The sequence below is a fragment of the Chitinophaga tropicalis genome (genome assembly GCF_009758205.1).
In the GTDB taxonomy this organism is placed as follows: domain Bacteria; phylum Bacteroidota; class Bacteroidia; order Chitinophagales; family Chitinophagaceae; genus Chitinophaga; species Chitinophaga tropicalis.
Genome location: NZ_WRXN01000001.1, coordinates 981,594 through 1,004,126, shown reverse-complemented (window position 1 = coordinate 1,004,126; position 22,533 = coordinate 981,594). Strand labels below are relative to the sequence as shown.

General features: G+C 44.2%; 18 protein-coding genes. 4 read left to right on the top strand and 14 right to left on the bottom strand.

Translation table 11 applies throughout. The features are described from left to right. The first annotated feature begins 217 nt into the window (after positions 1–217). Both GO493_RS04260 and GO493_RS04255 read left to right on the top strand, forming a co-directional pair. Entirely contained in the window at positions 218–2,005 is a 1,788-nt protein-coding gene (locus tag GO493_RS04260) for a 7TM diverse intracellular signaling domain-containing protein (protein ID WP_157304855.1), read from the top strand. A 78-nt stretch (positions 2,006–2,083) separates the two neighbouring features. Further along, the gene (locus tag GO493_RS04255) at positions 2,084–2,557 is read left to right on the top strand and encodes a hypothetical protein (protein ID WP_157304854.1); all 474 of its coding nucleotides are present in this window, start codon (positions 2,084–2,086) and stop codon (positions 2,555–2,557) included. 22 nt (positions 2,558–2,579) lie between these two features. Here the strand turns inward: GO493_RS04255 and GO493_RS04250 are convergent, their stop codons facing one another. The 3 genes from GO493_RS04250 to GO493_RS04240 form a co-directional block, all read right to left on the bottom strand. Beyond that, positions 2,580–3,560: a GlxA family transcriptional regulator gene (locus GO493_RS04250; protein WP_157304853.1), complete on the bottom strand. Its 981-nt coding sequence runs from the start codon at positions 3,558–3,560 to the stop codon at positions 2,580–2,582. A gap of 12 nt (positions 3,561–3,572) precedes the next feature. Beyond that, the gene (locus GO493_RS04245) at positions 3,573–4,853 is read right to left on the bottom strand and encodes an MFS transporter (RefSeq protein ID WP_157304852.1); all 1,281 of its coding nucleotides are present in this window, start codon (positions 4,851–4,853) and stop codon (positions 3,573–3,575) included. A gap of 193 nt (positions 4,854–5,046) precedes the next feature. Next, positions 5,047–5,328 (bottom strand): hypothetical protein, encoded by a 282-nt coding sequence (locus GO493_RS04240; RefSeq protein WP_157304851.1) that lies wholly within the window; start codon positions 5,326–5,328, stop codon positions 5,047–5,049. A gap of 343 nt (positions 5,329–5,671) precedes the next feature. Here GO493_RS04240 and GO493_RS04235 point away from each other — a divergent pair, with 343 nt between their 5' ends. Next, positions 5,672–6,277 (top strand): hypothetical protein, encoded by a 606-nt coding sequence (locus GO493_RS04235; protein WP_157304850.1) that lies wholly within the window; start codon positions 5,672–5,674, stop codon positions 6,275–6,277. A gap of 60 nt (positions 6,278–6,337) precedes the next feature. Here GO493_RS04235 and GO493_RS04230 read toward each other — a convergent pair whose 3' ends face one another. The 6 genes from GO493_RS04230 to GO493_RS04205 all read right to left on the bottom strand — a co-directional run bounded on the left by GO493_RS04230 (position 6,338) and on the right by GO493_RS04205 (position 15,273). Then, positions 6,338–7,741, bottom strand: coding sequence for a PKD-like family lipoprotein (locus GO493_RS04230; protein ID WP_157304849.1), 1,404 nt, complete (start codon positions 7,739–7,741; stop codon positions 6,338–6,340). A 17-nt stretch (positions 7,742–7,758) separates the two neighbouring features. Then, a complete protein-coding gene (locus GO493_RS04225; RefSeq protein ID WP_157304848.1) occupies positions 7,759–8,589 on the bottom strand; it encodes a DUF4843 domain-containing protein in 831 nt (276 codons plus the stop codon). A 14-nt stretch (positions 8,590–8,603) separates the two neighbouring features. Continuing rightward, positions 8,604–10,067, bottom strand: a complete 1,464-nt coding sequence (locus GO493_RS04220; protein WP_157304847.1) for a RagB/SusD family nutrient uptake outer membrane protein — start codon at positions 10,065–10,067, stop codon at positions 8,604–8,606. Between the two features lie 4 nt (positions 10,068–10,071). Then, on the bottom strand, positions 10,072–13,506 hold the full coding sequence (locus GO493_RS04215) for a SusC/RagA family TonB-linked outer membrane protein (RefSeq protein WP_232538728.1): 3,435 nt from the start codon (positions 13,504–13,506) through the stop codon (positions 10,072–10,074). A 73-nt stretch (positions 13,507–13,579) separates the two neighbouring features. Beyond that, the gene (locus tag GO493_RS04210) at positions 13,580–14,587 is read right to left on the bottom strand and encodes a FecR domain-containing protein (RefSeq protein WP_157304845.1); all 1,008 of its coding nucleotides are present in this window, start codon (positions 14,585–14,587) and stop codon (positions 13,580–13,582) included. Positions 14,588–14,667: 80 nt separating this feature from the next. After that, positions 14,668–15,273: an RNA polymerase sigma factor gene (locus tag GO493_RS04205; RefSeq protein WP_157304844.1), complete on the bottom strand. Its 606-nt coding sequence runs from the start codon at positions 15,271–15,273 to the stop codon at positions 14,668–14,670. Between the two features lie 117 nt (positions 15,274–15,390). On the opposite strand from GO493_RS04205, the gene GO493_RS04200 reads away from it, so the two are divergent. After that, a complete protein-coding gene (locus GO493_RS04200; RefSeq protein WP_157304843.1) occupies positions 15,391–15,696 on the top strand; it encodes a hypothetical protein in 306 nt (101 codons plus the stop codon). A gap of 46 nt (positions 15,697–15,742) precedes the next feature. Here the strand turns inward: GO493_RS04200 and GO493_RS04195 are convergent, their stop codons facing one another. The 5 genes from GO493_RS04195 to gmd all read right to left on the bottom strand — a co-directional run bounded on the left by GO493_RS04195 (position 15,743) and on the right by gmd (position 22,526). Next, a complete protein-coding gene (locus tag GO493_RS04195; protein ID WP_157304842.1) occupies positions 15,743–17,644 on the bottom strand; it encodes an ABC-F family ATP-binding cassette domain-containing protein in 1,902 nt (633 codons plus the stop codon). Positions 17,645–17,737: 93 nt separating this feature from the next. Then, positions 17,738–19,312, bottom strand: a complete 1,575-nt coding sequence (locus GO493_RS04190; protein WP_157304841.1) for an MBL fold metallo-hydrolase — start codon at positions 19,310–19,312, stop codon at positions 17,738–17,740. 76 nt (positions 19,313–19,388) lie between these two features. Then, on the bottom strand, positions 19,389–20,486 hold the full coding sequence (locus GO493_RS04185) for a mannose-1-phosphate guanylyltransferase (protein ID WP_198315473.1): 1,098 nt from the start codon (positions 20,484–20,486) through the stop codon (positions 19,389–19,391). Further along, on the bottom strand, positions 20,468–21,409 hold the full coding sequence (gene fcl, locus GO493_RS04180; protein WP_157304840.1) for a GDP-L-fucose synthase: 942 nt from the start codon (positions 21,407–21,409) through the stop codon (positions 20,468–20,470). The genes GO493_RS04185 and fcl overlap by 19 nt, the downstream gene beginning before the upstream one ends. A 4-nt stretch (positions 21,410–21,413) precedes the next feature. Further along, positions 21,414–22,526, bottom strand: a complete 1,113-nt coding sequence (gene gmd / locus GO493_RS04175) for a GDP-mannose 4,6-dehydratase (RefSeq protein ID WP_157304839.1) — start codon at positions 22,524–22,526, stop codon at positions 21,414–21,416. Positions 22,527–22,533 lie beyond the last annotated feature (7 nt).

Below are 22,533 nucleotides of genomic sequence, written 5' to 3'. Positions count from 1 at the left end.
TTGGGTTATTTTTAATGAATATAACCCAAAAAAGGGGGAAATCTGGTTATATCAGGGTAATATAACCCTAAAATGAGCAAATTCAGGTTGTGTAACTTTTAACCTGAGCCTGCCTGGAATTTAAATAGTATCACGTCAACTTAGCCTTACTCTTTGCATTTACAAGCTAAAACACCTATTTTAGCTCTACCGCGAAGTATTTCGCAACCAATCTCTTATGCCTCTTCGCAGTTTTTTTTATATATTCTCTATACTTCTTTACACATCTTTCACGCTGAAAGCCCAATCCCTGCATTACTTAACAAACGATCCATCACTAAGTATAGCAACTTACGATGTCCTGGCAGACAAACGTTACAGCTTTGAACAGGTGCAGGCAGATGCTTCACTTGTTTTCAGGTCCAATACCCCGTTAAGTACTTCCGCTGCAGACTTCTACTGGATAAGAGTAATTATCGCCAACCCTTATCCCAATACAGAGAAATACCAGCTCTCTTTATCACTACCTCTGAACTATACACTTTATATTTTCAATACAGACAGCAGAAAATGGGAAAGCCGCACTGCCGGTTTAGCGGTACATGACAGACAGCGTGAAAGAGGAGTCATCCCCTGTACTTTAAAAGGGAACACTAAAAATACATTATACCTGAAAATAGATGTCAGAGATCTGAAACGCTATGGATATAAAATAAACCCCGTCATTGTGATGGAGAAAGAGCTCTCCTTTACCGGACGGGAACAATTTCTATGGTATTCCTGGCTGATCTGTATCGTAATGCTGCTCTGTTTCTCCTGTTATAACCTGTACATTCTTTTCCAGTTAAAGGATAATACATACCTCTGGCACCTGGTTGTTCAGGTGGGAGCTATTACCTTTATCACCTCTTTCAAACATTTTTTAAATCTGCTCCTGCCATTCAGCGTTTACAATATCAGGTTAACACCCAATGGCTCCGTTTACCATTATGACCTTAACGCCTTCTTCCTCCATATTGGCTGCATTATTATGCTTTCAGGAATTATCCAGCTTACAAGATCATACCTGCGCACGAAAGAGTTGCTGCCGCTTTATGACAGGCTTCTTAAATACATTCTGCTTGGCTATGTTACGTTCGAACTGATACCCGCTATCATTACCCTAACAGGAATATATTACCTGGACAGTTACACGCTGTTCTACGATAACATCATCATATTACTTGTCATTGCTGCCACTTTTATAACCAGCGCTGTTGCGTGGAAACGCCGGATAAGGGCCGCTCAGCCTTTCCTGCTGGCCAACACGCTTCCAATCATTCTCGGCGCAGGTATTGCTGTATATTTCATCATCAACTCTGCTCCAACTTATACAAGAAACAGTTCCCTCCTGCCGGAAATAGCTATCCTCTCACAGATCATAACATTTGCAGTAGCCCTGGTAACAAGAATAAGGACTGTCAATGATGAACTGCATGCAAAGGAACAGGAGATCAGCAAACTGGAATCAGACATAGTACAAAGCAGCGTTAAACGGCTGCAGATAGAAGAAGAGAATGCAGTCATTACACAGGCAATCCAACAGGAGAAAGACAGGAACGAACAATTACAACAGAAACTGGACGCCAATAACCGGGAACTGGTTAGTAACAGCCTGTACATCCACCAGAAAAACAAACTGCTTGACGATCTGAAAAAACAGTTGCAGGATATTGACCACCTCTATCCACATGTTAAACATCCCGGGCTAAAGAGTATAAAGTCTACGCTGAAAGACAATCAATACCTCGATGCAGAATGGGATAAATTCAGATTACATTTCGAACAGGTACACCCCGGCTTTTTTGAAAATCTCAAAGCCCAGCACCCTTCATTAACCAATAATGAGCTGAGACTTTACGCCTATTTCCACATTAACCTCTCAACAAAAGAGATTGCGGCATTGCTTAATATTGAGCCAGCAAGTGTACGGCAAGCCAAAGCAAGACTGAATAAAAAAATGAATACTGCTACCAGTGCAGAATAAGTGGCCGCTAAGCCAAAAAAAAATAATTTTATAAAGTCCTCCTATCCCAGACTCATCTGTCAACCCAAAAAACAAATCATGGAAGCCATTCTTAAACCTGTTCTGAATCTTCTTAATGAACTTTATGTTGGCGTCAATGCAGGTCCCACCTGGGTCATAGATCCCAAACCCGGCCATGGATTTATTGCAGCCATAAAAACTATCGATGCCCGCCAGGCATCCACTCCTATTGTAAAAGGAGGCTCTACCATTGCAGCACATACAGAGCATCTCAGGTGGAGTATTTATTTTGCGCTGGAGTTTTACAAGGGAAACCGGCCTGAAGGCGAATGGGATAAAAGCTGGCTGGTCCGTGAAGTAGATGAAGCGCAATGGGCTAAACTGCAGATGGACCTTCAGGAAGCTTATGACAAATTAAAAACTGCTATTGAAAGTGTAACCGATTGGTCTGACCCTTTAATGCTGCAGGGAACAATAGCATTGCTGCCTCATGCGGCATATCATCTTGGGGCAGTAAAACAACAGTTATTGTATGTGCAGTCCCAACCATGATTGGGACTGCACACAAAAATGATTATGCCGGTTCCAGCTCCCTGTTATACTTATTCTTGTACTCTATAGGAGAAAGACCTGTTATTCTTTTGAATATGGTCCTGAATGCTTTTGCATCAGAATAACCTACATCATACATCACTTCATTTACCGTCTTCATACCCGACTCCAGGCATTTCTTGGCAGCTTCTATCTTCACACGCTGTATGTACTCAATAGGTGTATTATTAGTTGCCTTCTTAAACCTTCTTTCAAAATTACGCCTGCCAATAGCAAATTTCACTGCCAGGTCTTCAATAGAGATCCTGTCAGCTACATTGTTCTCAATAAATTCCTGCGCCATCTTTACAGGTTCATCTGCATGATCTTTTTGTCCGCGGAAAATAACAAAAGAAGACTGGTTCTGCCTTTCTATCTCTATGGCAAATACTTTAGCTGCCAGCACAGATATATCACGACCGGCATATTTCTCAATGAGATGCAGGATAAGGTTCAGGTAAGAGAATGCACCTCCGCTTGAATAAAGACCTTGTTCATCAGTGATGATCTTCTCCGTGATCAGATCTACTTCCGGGAACATTGCCCTGAACTCATTTGCCGCCAGCCAATGTGTAGCACACTTTTTCCCGTTCAGTAAACCTGTTGAAGCCAGCAGGAAAGCGCCAAGACAAAGGCTGGCTACTTCCGCGCCATTCTTATAATGCCTGGTGATCCATGGAATGAATTCTTTGTTATCTTCCACTGCTGCCTGCAGGTCACCATCAATGGCCGGAATGATAATGAGATCAGTTTTTTCCACATCAGAATATAATGTCTCAGTATGCACCGTAAACAACCCCCCACTTACCGGAGTTTCCTTAGCAAGCCCTACCAGTTGTACTTTGAATAAAGGTGGTTCACCTTTCGACTGACAAAAGCCATTCACCTGTGTAAATAACTGGCGGGTACCTTCAAGGCTGGCCAGGATAGCTTTTTTGGGAACGAGGATGGATATATGCTTCATATTGGAAAGATATTATATTGTTGATAATCTTTTGTAAGAAGTTGACCTCATGGCAAGTATAGTGATCATAAAACCAATCATACCCGTCACAGTGAACAGTAACGCAATTCCCCTCTCACTTCCGGTACCAAACCAGCTGCCTAACAGATCAACCCCTGTTCCGGTTGTCATAAAAGGAATAAAAACGAACTGAGCAACCGGCCCTATCAAAAATGCAGTCAGCGGTGAAGCAGCCTGCTCTATGCTCTGCGCAAATCCAAACACCCTGCCCTGGCGCTCAGGAGGTATCACTCTCTGTATAATGGTCTGCTCAGCAGCCTCTACTACCGGGATCAGGCACAGGTAGATAAACATCCCTATTCCTAAGAGAACGATAGACGATCTTATGGTGAAAAACATGCAGATAGTCCACATCACGATATTACAGAAGAATAACGTTTTAATTACATTCTTACCAAGTCCTGTTTTGGCCACCACCAGTCCGCCAATAATAAATCCCAGGCTCAACACACCCCATAATACTCCCCATACCTGGACAGATACCAGCGATAACCCGTAAGCATCCATCAACGCCATAAATACACCTCCCAGGAAATTATTGAACGTATTGAAAAAGATAAGCGCAAAAAGCCCGGGAATAAGACGGATCACTTTGATAGTTCCCCTGATATCCACAGTATTAGTATCCTTTTCAGCATGTACAACCTGTTTTTCATCTATCCGCACAAAGAACAGATGCAGAAAACAAAGCATAGTTAATCCCACAGCCACAATAAATGTCCAGTAAATACCAAGAAAACCTACCGCCATGCCGCTAAGGATAGATGACACAAGAAATGCGGTGCCGTTCATACTTCCAATAAGTCCGTTAGCCTTATCCCGCCCCTCTTCAGGGATCAGTATGGTAACCAGGGTAGGCATGGCAATAGTCCGTATATTTCCCGCCAAAGCACCAAAAAGGGATAACACTATAAAGATCCATAATGTTGCATTGGAAGTAGTTTTAAATGCGCTGGCAGGAGCCGTTAAGTAAAGGATACCAGCAGCAAGGTACAGTAGTAATGAACAGGCACTGGATAATAGCATAGCCGTTTTCTTCCTGTACCTGTCTACAATAGCTCCCAGGTAAAATCCTGACAGCGCCACCGTACCAATATAAATACCGGCCATAAAAGAGGTTGCCAACACAGATCTTGTTTCCAGGTAAACCCAGAAGGTTACGGCAAACCATACAAATGTATTGGTAACAGAAGCAATCAGTGAGTTGGTAAGAATTGCATAAAACCCCTTCATAACATGATTTTCTATGTAAACTTAACCGGTTTCCGTAAGTCTGTTGATGGTCGGACAGGACATTTTAGGGGGTAATTACGACATTTATACCACTCGATAGCATTATATCGTAATTAATTCATTCTGAACAGGATAAAACAAAAGAAGTCAGCATAATGCTGACTTCTCCGTTAATATCGAATAATGTTAATTATTATTCTTCATCCTCCTCTTCATACTCATCCTCGTCCAACCATTCCAGGTACGAATAATACCATGTTTCCAGCTCCTCCAGCAATTCTTCCTTCTTGCCCGGATCGTTCTTAAAGAACTCATCCACGTTATCAAACTCAGCCACAATATCTATATACGCTTTATCTTCATCCTCTTCCACACGTTTCGCAAAGAAACGGGGCTGTTCGGTATGGAAGATATACTCGTTGTCAGGGTCCGTAACTGGATCATCTGCAATCATGAACTTGGGTAACTTTGCCATAGTGAATAGTTTATGTCAGACAAAATTATTGATAAATCATTGATGGCACAAAAACACTTTCTTCCCCACATACATTCCAGGGTTCCAAAGCATAGATACTCCTACTCAAAGCCTACTATAAAGTATGGATAGTGTATGCATTGCGGGTGCACTTTAGCGCCACATAGCTCCCCAAAAGAAAATGGTACTTTTTACCGGCAAACTTAAAACTTATCCTCTATAGCTATCAGAAACAACACAAAAAATAATCCTCATCCTTCTTGTCAACCCGGTTCACGAATGTTTCCCGGAAACATAGTATCTATGTATATTTACGCCCTAAACCTATATCCCCCTTTTTCTCATGAGGACAATCATCTTATTTGCCACTATATTCCTGGCAACCCTGGAAATTTCATTTGCTCAGCATTTCTCCCACGGCGCAGGAGCCGGGTTCTTTGTAGAAGATGCAGGTGCTACCGATGTAAAAGCAAGCTTCGCCCTGACCTATTCCCCCCGCTTCAATTTTGCAGAAACAGAGAATACTTCCCTGTCAATCGGAGTTCCGTTAAGCGCAGGCTTTTCCGGTTCTTATAGCGCCGGCTACAGCAGTTCTTACGGATATTATGAAGATAACAATGTCGGTTATATGGTAAATGTGCCATTATTGTTCAGCTTTAATATAGGAGCCGGTGCCGTGAAAGGCAACCGATCCAGGATGGGATTTTTCATTGGTGCAGGCTACGCATACCACGTAGGCACTGCAGACTATACCTTTACAGATGAGTATGGATATGACTGGAAAGATTCAAGATCAGAAAGCACTACCGGCCCCGCTGGAAATTTCGGTATCCGCATTGCCGTAGGCTCCCGCAAAAGACATAATATTGAGATCAGAACATCCTATATGAAAGGCATTACCAATTATAAACCGGATATTTTCGGCATGAATTGTCTCTTTAACTTTTAATACTGACGCCCCACGGTAAAACCGCGGGGCGTCTATCTTAGAGCTGCAAGATTAAACAGATTATTCTCTTATCACCACATCTTTTACATTACCGGGAATACCATCAACCTTCCTCATCACTTCCCCATACTTCCCGGTGCTTACATCCAGCCAGTAAAGACTACCTTGCACACCTGCCAGCAACACATTTCCGTCATTCCACAATTTGATCATGGTAACAGCTTTTCCTCCAAAATCTGTATTCAGCTGCCTGATCTCCTTGTTCAGCGGATTGTAACGGTATATCTTATCTCCTGCAGAGAAATAGAATACTCCCACAGGAGAAGATTGCCAGCGGGTACCGGCAGTTAGCAGACTATCACCAGGAAAAGGACGCTGGTATAATGTTTTAAAGCGTGTATTGCCATTCATGAAGTTCAGGGAGAATTTCAACTCTACAGCTTTCCCCGTACTATCCCTGCAGAATGCATAGACATCGTCTTCCGAGATCTTTTCCATCTCAATAAGGTCCATACGCAGGTCCTTAGGATTAAAAACAGAATCCTCCTGGGTATAATCCGTACCAAAATAAGTACTGCTGTTGAAACGTACCAGGTTACGTTTTACCTTGTCAAATCCAAGATAATAACTGCCTGCCTGCGTGAATGTAAATACAAGATCAGGAGCAAGACGATAGTTACCTGAAACAGGTACACCATAATAGCCATAGTATGTAGCAAAAGGGGCCGTTTCACTGGTGCCTATAAACAACTGATCATTCATAATGGCAGTAGTGGTACCATTTATAATATTCTGGAAATACCCTGGTACAATAGATGCCGGCGCTTCATAAAAATTTTCTCTGATATACTTCTCCTTCTCCAGGTTATCTGAGTTGATCCTGATAGCAGGGTTCACTCCGCCGGAACATACTATCCAGTAAGCAAAGATCACATTCATATAAAACTGGTTCCTTACAGGAACCAGCTGCATAGCTCCTGTCCCCAACGGCTCTTTATTAATAGCCTGGTACAGATCTGGCTGAACAGTACCATCTGGTTTAATGAATGACAATTTAGCCCCGCCAGCATCATCACTCAGTACAATCGTTCCCGTCGTAAAAGCAGTTTTCCCTGCAATACTGAATTTATAAAAATACTTCATGCCCGTACTATTGTCTGTCACCGTAAACAATGCAGAATAAGTACTGGCGCCCAGGCCAAACAGGATACGCAGTTCAGGACCTTCATAATCATCCGAACGTGCCTGTTCCGGTATATTGATCTTCCACGTACAGGTCATATCCTTCTTGCCGCCTGGTAACGTCACCACTGGACTGATCACCAGGCTATCACCTGTAAATACAGTATATACACTATCAAAATTAGCTACTACAGGCGCAGACAGGTCTGTATAATCATAATTACCTTTATCCTTAAAGCAGGATGTAAAAACTATCAGTAGTATGAACAAAATTCTTTTCATGGTCAGCAGGTTTAAAGTCAGATGATGCGGTTGCCATTTTCATCTTTGAAATAATACTTACCATCATCGCTGTTTTTCTCCAGCAGGTATTTATTTCCGGGATTACTGCTACTGTAGAAGTAATAATTGTTATCAGCTTGCAATACTATCACATAACCCTCTTCTGCATAGGTCTCCACCCATCTGAAAGGGTCCTGCAGAAAAGACCTGAACCTTCTTGTATGATACAACGCTTTCGGAGTAACCATATAATCTGATTGGGTAGGCGGCAGCTCCGTTGTCCCGGATACCCGGATAAACAACTCATGCTTTACACGGGAATAGGCGCCCAGCTCGCCCATCCACACATCCCACCACAAAGGCTTCTCCAGCCTGTTGGAAACTTTCACCAGGCCTTTATTCTGCAAAGGGAATTGTACCCCAAAATCACCGGTGCTTTGCAATGTAAGTCCTATAGTGAACGTCGTACGCTTCAATACACTATCCTTATTCATCAGGATGAGTGGTACAAGACAAAGCCCGGAATCGGCAGACATGATATATTCTTTTTCCAGTGGTCTGTAATGCAGGGACGCAACAGCGCTTGTTGTTGAATCGACAGTGGTAAGAATGAACCTGCGGTCTCTTGATACACGGCGCCCGGAAATCCTCACAGGTATATATACAGTATCTTCCTGCTTCTCCGGGAAGTAGGCAAAAGAATAAACAATACTGTCTGTCTTATCATTATCAACAGTAGGTGTAAAGTCTAAGTATATATTATCATCAGTACTGTATGCAGGTGTTTCCTCCTTTTTACAGGCAGATAATAAGCAGAACAGGATAATTATCAGTAGTATATTTTTCATCCGGCAGTAAGGTATTATCTGTTACCAAATTGAATTTCATCGTCAGGCAGCGGCAGTACAAAGATGGCGTCAGACGGGCCGAAGCTGACGCCGGATTGTCCCACTATAGCCCTGTTAAGGCGCTTATATGTATAGAATAGCTGCCCTTCAGCATAGAGCTCCTTACGGTATTCTTTTACAAGCTCCGTCATAAAGATCTCCTTAGACGGCTCATTAGTAATCGCTGTACCTATTCCCCTGTGCAATCTCACCACATTGAAATAAGTCCATGCTTTTACGGGGTCTGTATTAAACGTACATTCTGCAGCTATATAATACATTTCACTCAGCCTGATAGCCGGCGCCATCTGGTAATGCAGGTTGGCATCCCCATCCCTGGTATACTTCTCTACCTGCAGATGTGTGCCTAGCGCATCACTCTGTTCTGAGAACCATTGCTTGTACCGGAAATCGTCTCCGCCCGCTCCTCCTGTTTCATACACAATGCCCCCTTCACTGGTCTTGATAGCCAGACTCTGGTCACCATTCCTGAAACGCCCTCTGATAGCATCCGTAGTGTTAGGAATATACCAGCCAAACACCAGCTCTTTATAGAGTATCCTGTCTTTCTTTTCATCATCAGGATTCAGAAAATCATTCTGTCTTGTCCATGGAAATTTATTAGCGTTGATCACTTCCAGCGCATTACTGAACGCCCTGACATGATCTCCTTTATAGAGGTACACACGGGCAAGCGTACCACATACGGCAAAATAGTTGAGCCGGTGACGGCGCTGCTGCAGAAAAAGCTCTCCATTCATTTCTGTACTGGAATCCTTTATAGGATAACCAACAACATACCCGGGAGACAAAACCGGGTCCGAACCTTTTAACAGCTCTTTCGCGGTGGTCAGATCACTGATAACCGAATCTATTACCTGGCTAACTGTGCTCACCGGTGTAACATCCTTCGTAAAATATGCTACATAAGGAATCCCTTTCGCTGCAGGATTACTGGCATAAGATGGTGCAAAGATCCTCAGTACATCGAAGTGCAGGTACGCTCTTAATGCAAGCGCTTCCCCCCTGATCAGCGCAAATTTATTTCCTGTAAAAAGCTTCTCCTGCCCACGTATATGATGCAGGATCAGGTTAGTATTGGCAATGGCCGAATAAAGCACCTTCCAGGTATCATCCCTCCTTTGCATGAAGGAATTATCAGTATAATTGAAGAGCGAAGTCTGCCTGTAACGTTCAGGATCGGCAGAGGTTATAGAATAGTTCTGTGCAAGCACATCCAGGAAGCCGCAGGTGATCTCCTTTCCATAGCTATCTTCTCTTGCGCAACGGCTGTATACTCCGTTCAGCGCTTCCTGGAAACCATCTTCTGTACTGAATAATACGTCCTGCGACACTTCAGATTGCGGAGCTACGTCCAGCCATTTGGAACAGGAGCTCAGCATCATCAGCACTATAATAAGTGTATATATTGCTTTCATAAATTTAAAATTGTGTAGACAGTGAGAAGGTGAAACTTCTTGCAAACGGATAATCAATACCACGTTCCGCCTCTATAGTAGAAGTCCTCCACACATCGTTCATGTTAAGAGAGAAGCGCAGGTTATTCATCTTATACCGGCGTATCACAGATGCCGGCACCATATAGGCCAGGTAAACAGATTTCAGCTCCACTACATTATCTCTCTGCACAAAACGGGAAGAAGTGCGGGTACTGCCCTGATCTGCAATATCCTTATACAACACATGGTCTCCCGGTTGCTTCCACCTGGAGCTTAATACCCTGGCATCTACATTATACCTGGGGTCAGCATTCTCCACTCTGTCTACCAGCGTCTGATTATAAGTATCTCCACCACCTTTTCCATAGAACCTTACTTCCATCTGCCAGTTGTCATAAAACACACTACCTCCGAAAGAGCCCTCCAGCCTGGTTGTCTGGTCTCCCACAGGTACCATGTCCTTCACACTGTACTCATGCGTCAGAGTGCCGTTCTTCTTTACGAAGATCTCCTTGCCATTCTCCGGATCTATACCGAGCGACTTAACAGCATACAGCGTATAAAGCGATTGCCCTTCCTGGTAACGCAACAGCGGCACCGAGTTAAGGTTAGGATCAGACTCCTGCTTGTCATCCACCTTATCATTATAGCTCTTCAGTGCATTTGAGATCTTTACGATCCGGTTCCTGTTGCTTACCACATTTGCAAATACATTGAAAGACCAGTCTTTACCTCTCAATACATTGCTGCGTAGATTGATCTCAAAGCCCCTGTTCACCATCTCTCCCAGGTTAGCCTTATATTCAGTAAATCCGGCGGATGGCGGTACAATAATATCTGCCAGCAGGTCTTTCGTTCTTTTGTAATAGTATTTGGGGTTGATATAAAATCTTCCGTTAAACAGGTCCAGCTCAAAACCTGCATCATAGTTACGCGTACGCTGCCACCTGAGTGCTGAATTGCCATATGCAATGAAAACACTGCCTACCCCGGTAGAATACCAATCGTCACTATAATACTGGTAAGTAGTATTTGAAAGGTATGCAGGGAAAGATACATCACCGGTAATACCCGTAGTACCACGTAGTGTCAGCTGGCTGATCACATTTCGGGAAATGAACTTTTCATTATGCATATTCCAGCCAATACCATATGCCCAGAAAGTAGCCATGCGTGAATCGGTACCAAACTTGGAAGAACCGTCTGTACGCACTGTAGCGTCCATCAGCAGCCTGTTCTGATAAGAGTAGTTAACGTTCAGGAAAGCGCCAACCAGTCGTTCCTGTGCAAAGCTTCCACTGGGAGAACCATCTGCATACTTTCGTGCAAATTCTATCTGCGAAAACCTGTCATTCGTAAATCCTTTTGCTTCAAAAGTCTTACTGTCATTCTTCTTGTCCTGCATGTTTGCCACAAGAGACATATTCAGGAAATGACCACGCAATTGTTTACTATAGCTCAACGTAACACTTCCATCTGCCTGCCAGAAATCTTCATCGCCATAAGTATACCGCCCCCTGTCCTTAAGATCATCTCCGCTTACATTATAAAACTCATTACTCAGCGGAGAAACGAATTTATCTGCTGTAGATTTCCTCTTTGTAAGAGATATCTGCCCACGCAATTTCAGTGACGGTATAATTGTCCACTCACCGGAAAAAGCATCTATGAACTCCACATAGTCCGTCTCCTCAAAGCTCCCTATAGTAGCCTCATACATGGGGTTCAACACAGTAGTTGAACCTACTGATGCATTCGCTCCTTCACGGTAATTCCATTTATCTACCGCACGTAATAATCGCCCGGTTGAATCTGTTTTCGGATAGTAAGGATTCATCCTTACGTAGTTGGAAAATTCCCTGTAGGGAGATTCCGTAGCCTTTACCTGCGATATGGAAAACAGGTTCCTGAACTGCAGCTTGTTCTGCACATTGTAAGACAGTGATGCTGTAAGCCCGTAACGTTTCCTGGAAGAGCCTTTCATTACACCATTCATTGTCTGATAGCGGGCATCAATACCATACCTTATAACAGGCGTTCCGCCTTCCAGGTAAATTGAATGTTTATGCCCCAGCTCCACCTGCAATGGCTGCGACAGCCAATATGTATTGATGCCGCTCAGCACGTTCTTCTTTTTCTGGTAATACTGCATTTCCAATGTAACGGGATCATCTACTTCATTACTCTCATACAGCTTGGCCAGCCGCTCGTATTCCAGTTTCTCTGTTGCATTCAATACATGGTAATCTGACAGGTCCGGTGCATTGATGTTCATATCATAAGTATAGTTCAGTGAGAGCTTGCCTTCTTTAGGCGCTTTGGTACGTATCACTACTACACCGTTTGCTGCACGGGAGCCATAAATAGCTGTTGCCGCCGCATCTTTCAGCAACGTCATAGAGGCTATTCTGTTAGGGTCAAGGTCAAAGATGGTCTGCACGTTTACTTCATAACCGTCCAGTATAAACGTAGGCTGGTTAACAGAGCCGGTCAGTATACTGCTCCTGGTCAGTTTCGAAACATCGGTGGCCGGCAATGCTGTAGCTCCTCTCACATTGATATTGGGTATACGGTTAGGGTTAGAACCGAAAAGATTATTCTCTACAAGTTTGAAAGACGGGTCGTAGGATTGTAAGGAAGATAGTACGTTCTGAGGATTTACCCTTTTAAGCTCATCGCCCGATACTACAGTAGACACACCGGTAAAACTTTCTTTTTTGATCTCATAATAACCCGTTACAACTACATCTTTCACAGCCTGTACATCAGTCAGTAATTTTACGTCAAGCACCTTGCGGCCCTTCAGTAAGATCTCCTGTGCTTTGAAGCCAATATAGCTGAAGATGACATGCGCATTCTCCGGTACGCCCTTCAGTTCATATCTGCCATCATTGCCTGTATGCACACCATTCTGCGTGCCTTTTACTACAACTGTCACACCGGGAAGAGGCACACCACCATCATCTGTAACAATACCGGCAATATTCAGTACTACCGGTTGTACCTGTAACGGTACAGGTTTTATGTTATCAGTCTCTTTCCCCGCAGGAGGCAGATGTACCGGCAACTGCCGGAAAACAATGTACTGATCATTCCCGGCCTGCTCGGCTTCCAGTCCCAGGGGCTGCAGGAACTGGTTGAAGTAGCTGATAAAACTGACCGATGTGCCCTTGTCCTGGGGCGGCTCTGCCTGCATGCTACCTATGACCTGTCCTGTATAATTTATACGGACCTTATAACGGTTTTCCAGCAGGCCAAAGATCTCTTTCAGCGCCCGCCGGCCGGATGTGCTGACGGGATGTGTATCGGTTAACGAAAGGAACGGCTGGCCACGTTGCCATACGTTCCGGTAGTTACTGCTACGTGCAGTATATCCTGTTACCATTACCAGTAACAAAAGGGCAGTACTTCTCCCCATACACCTAAGGAAATTTCCAGGCATAAGCGTTAGATTAAGGTTGGTTGAATGATAGATCTGTTACAATAGCAGGTTATTTTCTCCTGATGCTATAGTTCTTGTTTTCTTTTTCTATTCTTACATGAAAGGACCTGTATAGTGTTTTGAAAAATATCTCCGCGTCGTCCATTGGTATGCTTCCGGTAAACAACTCCTGTTGTAATGTCGTGTCTTCTATATGTATGTTAAGTCCAAGATTATCTTCGAGGGATGCAGCTACTTCTGCTATCGGTGTTTCAGTAAATACCAGCATGTTATTACGCCATGCGCTGTAATCTGACGGGTTCACATCTTTCCTGTCAAGTTTGTTTGTAGCGGCAGAGTAAGTGACCATCTGACCGGGTTTCATCGTGATTAGCGGATGGCCATCATTTCTGAGGTCCAGCTGTACAGCTCCGTTGCTCAGCACTACCTGCGTTTTTGTACGCCTTGTATTTACATCGAACTCAGTACCTGTTACCTTTACGTCTACGTCTGTTGTATGTACAAAAAAGGGTTGATGATTTTGTTTATGTACTACTGTAAAAAAACCTTCTCCGCTGATCCATATTTCTCTTCTGCTTTCCCATAGCCAGTAACGCCTGTGCCGGAGCACAGAGTTGGCATTGAGCCTTACCACTGATTTGTCAGGAAGAATGATGGTCTTTACCTCTCCGTAAACTGTAGCATACTGCACCTGCTGCCTGCCGTATATAAAGATGCCTGCGACGGCCATCAGCAACAGCCCTGAGAATATGGCAGCATAACGCCATACATTCATAGCGGCAATTCTTTTTCCCGGCTGTTGTATCGTATATTTTATTCTTGACCAGACCTCTTCCTGTTCTTCCCGCGCCGGCGTGTATTCATCAAAACCGATGATCAGCAATACCTCCCGGGCACGCTCCGGTATTTCCCGGCGCTCCGGGTGTTGTTCCAACCAGCTTTTCCAGAAGTTCTCCGTTTCAGCATCAGGATCAATTACCCATTTACGGAACAATGCGTCATGCAGGAAGTCTGTTACAGTATAGTCTTTATACATATTGATACGCTCCTCCGGCATCACTTTCTTATAGTAAAGCACCGGAAGAAAAAAATCTTAGCGTCTTTTTAAAACTTTTTTGAAAAAAAGCAGATCAATATTCAGAACCTGATATCCCGGCTGGCAATATAAGCCAGGACAGGTATGAGCTCATCACTGTGTTTTCTGAGATAATTAAGTGCTTTCGACAACAATACATATGTTGAATTAACACTTAATGACATGATTGCAGCTGTTTCTTCCGTTGTCAGACCTTCATAATAACGGAGATAAAGGATCTCTTTCTGGCGTTTAGGCAGTTTTTTAATCACCTTCGCCAGTTTATTACTGCGTTCCAGGTTGGATTGCTCATCTATTAAAAGTTGTTCATGGGAAGGGGTTGCGGAGTGGTCTGGGGTTATATGGCTCATCAGCCGTTGCAGCACACCTGTACGGGTATGCCTGGCTATCCTGCGCTTGAGGCTGGCAAAAAGGTAATATTTTATATTATCTGTATCTGAGAGATTTTTCCGGCTTTGCCAGAGTGTAGTAAACAAATCATGGATGCAATCCTTTATTATAGTACTGTCAGTCAGGATCTTCATTCCATATTTGTAAAGGGATGGGAACCAGGTATCATAGATGAATGCCAGGGCATCCTCTTCTCCGTTTATCAGTTTTCGCCATAATTCTTTGTCTGACAGACAATTATATGCGGTATCCTCCACCTGTTACCGATTTATTTAAAGTACTACCTAAAAATATATATCCTGTTGCTGGCATCAAAATTGGATAATTAGTTTTCAGATCATATTGATCATTCACAATTTTTAAATTTTATTATTATGATATCGAGAACACTGCGGCCGGGTATTATAGCCGCTACTATCACAGTTACAGCCCTGTTCCTGGGACATACCGGAATGGCACAGAAAAAAATAGATAGCACAGCCAGAAAGATTGGGAACAAAACAGCTTCTGTTGCCGTAAAAGGAGCTATGAAGATCACAGATAAGACATATAAGGGGAAAGAAGGACCTGGTGGCCAGACAGTTTATATCGATAAGAATGATAAGAAATACTATGTAGATGATAAGGGCAAGAAGGTATACCTGAAGGCATCAGAGATCCGTGATAAAAAGAAGGACTGATATATAAGGGCTGGCCTCTGGCCAGCCCTTTTCAAAAAGAAAATTCTTAACTCATTTCGCTGAGCTCCAGCCAGCGCATTCCCTTCTCATCCAGCAGCTGTATCACTTCTCCAATACGCCTGGACAATGGCTCCAGCTCTTCATAAGATATATTGCCTGCTCCCATTTTCTCATCAATTTCTTTTTTCTCTGCTTCCAGTGCAGCAATCTCCTTCTCAAGTAACTCCAGTTCACGCTTTTCCTTAAAAGACATCTTACGCACCTCTTTGGCCGGAGCCTCGGCTGCCGGCACAACATTAGCCTGCGGACGACTTTCAGGAACGCTTTTGGTTTCCTCTTTATCTTTATCGTTCTTCTCCCATTCCCTGTACTGGGTATAGTTTCCGGGAAAATCACGCACCACGCCGCCGCCTTCAAACACAAACAGGTGGTCTACCAGCTTATCCATAAAATAACGGTCATGGCTTACTATAATGATACATCCCTGGTAAGTGAGCAGGAACTCTTCCAGTATGCTCAGGGTTGGCAGGTCAAGGTCGTTCGTAGGCTCATCCAGCACCAGGAAATTGGGGTTCCTGAACAGGATACTGAGCAGGTGCAATCTTCTTTTTTCCCCTCCGCTCAGTTTGGAAATATAGGTATATTGTTTTTCGGGGGAAAAAAGGAACAATTGCAGGAACTGTGCAGCGCTCACTTTTGTACCATCTGCCAGGGGAAAGTTTTCTGCTATGTTCTTTACAAATTCTATTACCCGCATGTCTTCTTTCACAATAAGGCCCCGCTGGTCATAATTACCGAATACGATGGTATCGCCGGTATTGATCTTGCCGGAATCCGGCTGCTCCAATCCCAGCAGCATATTCAGGAAGGTAGATTTCCCCACGCCATTCTTTCCCACTACACCTACCCTTTCTCCTTTTTTGAAAGTATAGTCAAATCCTTTCAGTATCTGAAGATCGCCATATGCTTTATACACCTTCTTCATTTCAATGATCTTCCCACCCAGCCTGGTCATCTTTACATTCAGCTCCAGCTGCTGCTTTTCCAGTCTTACACTGGCTTTCTCCTTCACATCTGCAAAGGCGTCTATACGGGACTTTGACTTGGTAGTACGTGCCTTCGGCTGTTTCCGTATCCATTCCAGTTCTTTTCTGAAAAGGTTACGGGCTTTTTCCACACTGGCTTTATCACTTTCTTCGCGGGCAGCTTTTTTCTCCAGGTAGTTCTCGTAATCTCCCTTATATACAAAAAGCTGCTGCTGGTCCAGCTCCATGATCTCGTTACATACACTGTCCAGGAAGTAGCGGTCGTGCGTTACCAGCAGGAGCGTTACGTTTTCCTGGTCCAGGTAGTTTTCCAGCCACTCGATCATGCTTACGTCCAGGTGGTTGGTAGGCTCGTCCATGATAAGCAGGGTATGCCTGTGCTCAAATCCTATATCTATCAGTACTTTAGCCAGAGCTACACGCTTTAACTGTCCGCCGGAAAGGCTGCCCATGCGCTGGTCCAGGTGGTGAATATTCAGCTTCCCCAGTATCTGCTTCACTTTGGAATCGAAATGCCAGGCATTCAGCTCATCCATACGTTCAATGGCAGCTGTCAGCTTTTCCAGGTCAGGTTCTTCCCCTTCTTCTGTGAGCAGTTCATAATCCCTGATAGCGGCAAGTACAGGGTGCCCCTGGGAAAATACATGCCCGGAAATGGTGCTTGCCGGATCAAAGGCGGATTGTTGTTCCAGCATTACTACTGTTACATCTTTATGTATCCAGACAGTTCCGGCATCAGGCGTTTCCTGCCCGCAGAGTATGCGGAGCAAAGTCGATTTGCCGGCGCCATTCAGCGCCACCAGGGCAATCTTGTCCCCTTCTTCAATGTGAAAAGAAATATCCTTGAACAGCGGCCCGGCGCCGTAAGCTTTTGTTAGTCCTTCTACCGTAACGTAATGCATGGCGCGAAGTTAGTAAAAAAAAGCCCCTCCCCTTAAAAGAAAGAGGCCGCATCAAAAGTATGATGCAGCCTCTTTCTTTTTAAACAAGCATTTTTAAAAATCGTAATAGATCTGCCTGAAGGAGCTTCTTAATCCTACCTGGAAGATCAATTCTTTATTCTTCCACACATTATTACTTTCCTGCCTTGCGGTAACTGTAGCTTCCAGGCGCAGGTTGTATTTAGGGTTCAGCAGGAATGCAGCTGTGCCCTGTACATTGGTGAGAGTTGTTTTAAGACCCTGACCTATTTTATTGCCATACTCTTCCGCACGTTTGGTATAGGACTCGTTAATGTCCTTGCCATAGTTGTGCCCGGCAGAATCCAGGCCATACTTAGCCAAGGTGATCTGCCCACGAAGGAACAGCCGTTTATACTGATAATCTGCTATATTCACCCATTCCACAAAGTTGGCCCCCAGCGGATGTGCCAATGCCTGGTTATAGTGACTGTAGTTATTCAGGGTGGTACGCTGGGAGTAAGTATATGGTCTTGCAGCATTGACTTCCGTCAGGAAATTCAGGTGCTGTACTTTAAAGATGTTATTGGAACGGAAACCTATCTGGCCCCCAAACTTATTACCCCACCAGCCATTACCAGCAGTCACTTCCTTGAATTTGAACTCATCCAGTATGAACTGACCATATACGGTGCTGTTGGCAGTAGGAGTAAATTTCAGGTTAATACCCATCAGCGCATTGTCCGGCGATCCTACAGAAAACTCTACCGGACGCAGGAATACTATCGGGTTCAGGTAACTGGCATCAAAACCGCGTTTACCGGTAGAATCGGAATCCTGCCAGATCACAGTTTCAAACAGGCCTACAGAAAATTTCTTACTTACATTCCAGTCCAGGTAGTTAAATACCCCCCACTTTTTCCTGTAACCATTATCATAAGAAGCCTTGGGATAACGCATATCTATAAACTGGGCCCACATGGTAGTATACTGTACACGTCCTATATTGGCAATGACCTTCAGGAATGGATAGTTGAAGCCAACGTCAGAAAGAAGCATTGACCTGTAACCGTCACCTATAAAGTTCTTATCATAACCCAGTTGAAAGTCGAAATGTTTACCTGCTTTATAGTTGATCAGGGCAGAAGAATAGGCAAAGTCAAAAGCTTTCCCGTTATTATAGGCTTTCCATTCGCCCTGGCCGGGTACAATATTAGTTGCCCGTCCATATGCATCCAGGTATGCGGGCAGTTTGGCCTGGTTTTCATAGAATTCCGCCCGGAAGGTCAGGTTCTTACCGATCTGTCCGCCGGCTATTACTCCACGGGTATTCAGCCATACGGTGCCATTGTCATTGCTGTGCCCAATCATAAGGTCTGGCAGGATGCTGGCATAGAAGGTGTAATCTTCATCTTTTACTTCCAGCAGGTGTTCACGGAAAAGCTTCCGGTACAACCAGCTCTGTTTGCGGGTGGTATCGCCTTGGGGCAGGTCAAAAGTGGGCTGTACCATGTAATCTCTCTGGGAAGAGTGGTAACTGCGGTCTTCAGAACTTCCCTGGTAGAAGCCCAGGGAATATTGGCGTCCTGCACTCTGGGCATTTACGGACAAGTTGGCGGCCAGGCAACATGATAATAATATAGCCGAAGGGGTAATGCAGTTCTTGAACATAAATAATAATTTGCTTGCCAGTTGCAAATATATTTTGTTTCTGCCGAATAAAGGTTGCCAGATACTTAAAAGGACATTATAAATAATGCCCTTTGTCCTGTTCCTTTAATCTTTCTGTAATCTTCTTTATTTCCTGCTCTGATGATTTTGGATAGATCAGCAGAACATCCTTATCGTCTACTACTATAAAATCTTTCAAACCACGGATAACAGCGAGCTTATCTTTTGGAAGATGAATAATACAGTCTTCCGTTTCCTCCAGTTGCAATTCACCGCCTGCCAGCACATTGTTTATGCCGATGTTCTTATCTGCTGTCTGGTATAGTGAGGCCCATGTTCCAAGGTCGCTCCAGCCAAAGTTAACCGGCATGGTATATACGTTGGCTGCTTTTTCCATGATGGCGTAGTCTATGGAAATATTGGGCGATAGCGGGTAATTTTTGTTGATAAAGGCCTGTTCCTCTCCTGTGTTATACACGTCTTTTCCCTGGTTAAATAGATCAAAGAGCTGTGGGGAAAGCAATTCAAATGCCTGCAGGATAGTTTTGGCACTCCATATAAAGATACCAGCATTCCAGACATAATCCCCACTTTTCAGAAATTCTTTCGCTTTTTCCAACACCGGCTTCTCAGTAAACTGTATCACCTTATGGATACGGTCTTCTGTCTTCTGCTCAAACCTGATATAACCATAACCGGTATCAGGTCTTGTGGGAGATATTCCCAGTGTAAGTAATATATCCTTCCGGGCTACTGTTTCGAGGGAATGCCTGATATCGTTCACAAAAACGTCTTCATGCAGGATAAAGTGATCTGAAGGCGCTATTACCATACAGGCTTCCGGATCTTTTGCAGCTATTTTAAAAGCTGCATAGGAAATACATGGAGCTGTATTATTCCGGGAAGGCTCACACAGGATGTTACCTTGTGCCAGGTCAGGAAGCTGTTCCTGTATCAGTTCTTTATAAGCGGAATTGGTTACAATAAAGATGTTCTCTGCTGGACAAACCTTCAGGAAACGGTCGTATGTAAGCTGTAGTAAAGACCTGCCTATTCCAAGTATGTCTATGAACTGCTTCGGATAAGCATTGCGGCTTTTGGGCCAGAAACGGCTTCCAACACCGCCAGCCATAATAAAGATATAGTTATGGGACGTCATACTTTTTCGCTCCATTTGGATGTTTTCAGGTCCGCATAAACACTGGTAATCCCTTCTTTCAGCTCTATCCTGGCTTTCCAGCCAAATCCATGCAGCTTACTTACATCCATCAGTTTCCTTGGGGTACCGTCCGGCTTCGTGGTATCAAATACCAGGTTGCCTTCATAACCCACTATCTCTTTTACAAGAATAGCAAGGTCCTTTATACTGATATCATGCCCAACGCCAATATTTACCAGGCCATCTTCATTATAATGCTGCATCAGGTAGAAGCAGGCATCTGCCATATCATCTGCATGCAGGAACTCTCTTAACGGAGAACCTGTTCCCCAGACTACAACTTCCGGAGACCCGTTCACTTTTGCCTCATGAAATTTGCGCAGCAATGCTGGCAGTACATGTGAGTTATTGAGGTCGTAATTGTCGTTAGGACCATACAGGTTAGTAGGCATCACAGATACAAAGTTGCATCCATATTGCGCCCTGTAAGCATCACACATTTTGATACCTGCTATTTTGGCAATAGCATAAGGCTCATTAGTGGGTTCCAGCAGGCCGGTAAGGAGATAATCTTCCTTCAGGGGCTGTGGGGCCAGCTTCGGATATATGCAGGACGATCCCAGGAACATGAGCTTTTTCACATCATTCTTATATGCCTCATGGATCACGTTACTCTGGATCATGATGTTCTCGTAGATAAAGTCAGCCCGGTACGTATTGTTGGCTATTATACCACCTACCTTGGCCGCCGCCAGGAAAACATAGTCCGGTTTTTCTTCAGCAAAGAACTCGCTGACAGCTTCCTGGTTACGGAGGTCCAGCTCTTTGGAAGTCCTGGTCACAATGTTCTGAAAACCATCTTTCTGCAGGCGCCTTACAATGGCCGAACCAACCATACCACGATGTCCGGCTACATAGATCTTATCTTGTTGCTGCATCTTACTATTCAAATTGGTTTAAAATTTTATAGCCCGCTTCCTTCAGCATCTTTTCCTGCTTAAACAGTTCAAGGTCAGCTTTTACCATTTCAGTCACCAGTGCAGGCAGATCATATTTTGGCTTCCAGCCCAGTTTCGTCTGCGCCTTTGTAGGATCTCCTATCAGCAGCTCTACTTCTGTAGGACGGAAATAACGAGGGTCTATAGCTACCACTTCCTGTCCCGGTTTAAGAGCAGTTACATGGGCAGCCACACTTTTCACTATTCCTTTCTCATTAACGCCACTGCCTTTAAATTCTACCTCAATACCGGCTTCTGCAAAGGCCATCCTGATGAAATCCCTTACAGGAGTAGTGATACCCGTAGCTATGACATAGTCTTCCGGCTGGTCCTGCTGTAATATCAGGTACATTGCTTCTACATAGTCTTTAGCATGGCCCCAGTCCCTTTGGGCATCCAGGTTACCCATATACAGTTTGTCCTGCATACCCAGTGCTATTTTAGCCACACCACGGGTAATCTTCCTGGTCACAAAAGTCTCTCCGCGCAGAGGGCTCTCATGGTTGAACAGGATACCATTGCAGGCATACATGTTATATGCTTCCCTGTAGTTCACCGTGATCCAGTAAGCGTACATTTTCGCCACTGCATATGGAGAACGTGGATAGAACGGTGTTCTTTCAGACTGTGGCACTTCCTGTACCAGGCCATAAAGCTCTGAGGTAGAAGCCTGGTAGATCTTTGTTTTCTGGGTCAGACCGAGCAGACGGACAGCTTCGAGTATCCTCAATGTCCCTATACCATCCGCATTGGCGGTATATTCTGGCGTTTCAAAGCTTACCTGTACATGGCTCATAGCCCCCAGGTTATATATTTCATCAGGCTGCACCTGCTGAATAATGCGGATAAGATTGGTGGAATCAGTCAGGTCCCCGTAATGGAGTTTAAACTTTACATTGGCGTCATGGGGATCCTGGTAAAGATTATCAATACGGTCTGTGTTGAACAGGGAAGAACGGCGTTTGATGCCATGAACAAAATATCCCTTTTTTAGAAGCAATTCTGCAAGATATGCTCCATCCTGGCCTGTGATTCCGGTAATGAGTGCCGTTTTCATTTAACTA